The organism is Arthrobacter sp. Soil_C_49 (genome assembly GCF_057656635.1).
Genome location: NZ_JBDGJZ010000029.1, coordinates 1 through 1828 on the forward strand (window position 1 = coordinate 1; position 1828 = coordinate 1828).

Annotated in this window: 2 protein-coding genes; both read right to left on the reverse strand. The window is 61.2% G+C overall.

From position 1 onward, the window contains the following. Positions 1-292: 292 nt before the first annotated feature. Positions 293-463 (reverse strand): DUF6226 family protein, encoded by a 171-nt coding sequence (locus tag AC3A4Z_RS22560; RefSeq protein WP_498714543.1) that lies wholly within the window; start codon positions 461-463, stop codon positions 293-295. A 3-nt stretch (positions 464-466) separates the two neighbouring features. After that, positions 467-673, reverse strand: coding sequence for a hypothetical protein (locus AC3A4Z_RS22565; protein ID WP_498714545.1), 207 nt, complete (start codon positions 671-673; stop codon positions 467-469). Positions 674-1828 lie beyond the last annotated feature (1155 nt).

Here is a 1828-nt window from a genome sequence, read left to right on the forward strand (position 1 = left end):
GCCGGACAATCATTAGGTCGAGGCCCCAACCAGTCAATGGTTGGGGCCTCCCACATTTAACACACACAACCCCGCCGGAACCCTCTCTCACTTAACGGGCCGGTCCAGCTACGTCCCGTAGCCGATCTTCCGTGCAGTGGAATCAGTGCGAGGCTGTGAGTCTGGGCTTGCCTGGTGCACTTTTTGAACCGGATCCGTCGTGCGCTGTCACAGAATATTCGCTCCATCAGCGGCTGCCCACAGGCTAGCTTTCACGGATCCCCCTCCATGACGGTGAGCACCAGGCGCCCATTCAATCTGCTGTTGTCTGAGCTGTTTCGTCACATGCTTTGCAGCCGCAGACGGGAAGGGGGCAACCGTGCAGCACCCCGGCATGCAATGTGACCCCGGGATAGCCGGTCAGTACAAACATCCGCGGCGCAGACCCGGGAAGCCCCGACGTCACCTTTACAGCCCGCAGCACGTCTCAGGCGTCTAGCAGCAGATCCTTGGCGTGCACGGGGTCCCCGTGTACCTCAACGTCGTAGTCGCCGGCCAGATGTTCGAGCAGGGCAAGGGCAAGGCAGCGGAATGAAGGCCGGCGAATCGCTCCAAGTGGCTGTCCACCCGTAAGAATCCGGAGCGGGGACACCTTCGCGCCATTGCTGGCCGTAGGGAGCAGAGTTCCCGTCATTGGAGTAGTAGGTCACCGCCGGCAGTAGCGGCCGCATATAGCGGGATTGTTGTGCCGCCGGGGAACCCGGGACTAGGTGCATCGGCAGCGGACTCTCCCGGGCTCTTCCTGGGCCCACGTTGCCCGCACGCCAGTAAGTCCCTGTACTGCTGCTTCGTCCGTGCCAAACAAGGGCGTCCAGCAGGCAATCGATGTCGAACTGCTTCCTCCTGTTTCCCACAGTAGGAGAACCCCTTCATAGATCGCCCACCGCGAGTCCGGCCCCAGCCCGGCAACAGCGTTGCCGGCAACTATGGCCGCAGCCGACTTGAGTGCGGGGTCTCCTGCAGTTCCGCTCCAGAGGCCCGCAGGAACCAAAAGGGCGGCAGCTCCAGATCCAGTTCCGAAACGCGGATGACGGCGTCCCGGCCGGGATTAGCAGTCAGTTCTTCGTCCGCGCACTCCCTGTCCGGCTTAAGATCCAACGAACAGCCCATAGCCTTCCCCGTGTCTGACCTGCGGGGCAGTGCCCGGTCCGGTACATGGAGCGCACTGCGGCGTGCCCTCGGAACCGGGAGCGCGGCCGGCCCCCCATCAAACAATTCCGCTACGCATGCGATGCCGCGACTCTAGTCCGGGAAACAAGGGGGGCGTTGCTGAACGTTGCAGCTCGGCTCTTGAGCGCCGGCTTCTCACCACCAGTGAACCAAGTGTGGCAACGGAGACTGGCCCATCAGATCGTTGCGGTCGGCTTTCAATATCCGGGGTGATGCTATTGGTGCGACTGCCGGCGCGCTGTGTGAGGTAGTGCATATTTTTCGGGGGGAGCTCGCTGGACGTTTATTCCGGTATTGATGCCCTGGATTTCCTTGTTGTGGTTGGGTTTTTGGGGGTGTGGGGGTGGTGTTTGGGTGGATTTGCGGGGTGGGGTGTGGGCGTGTATTGTTTTCTGAGTCGCCGCCGCTGAAGCGGAAAGATAGCGACCAATCCCCTGACAAACAGCCTGAAAATGGTTCGCCTGCTGGCGCGCCGGTTCTTGGGTAGGGGCGGTTGAGGGAAGCGCTGGTCGCGGAAACGTTGATTTGCAAAGCTTCTTGATGTCGGGTAAGTTTGAAAAGTTGCTCCGGAGCGATCCTGAACGTTGGTTTGGGTGGTGCCGGGTGTGTCTGTTGTTTG

Coding starts and splice junctions, on each gene's coding strand:
- AC3A4Z_RS22565 (WP_498714545.1), bottom strand. CDS start 673: ATGACGGGAACTCTGCTCCCTACGGCCAGCAATGGCGCGAAGGTGTCC.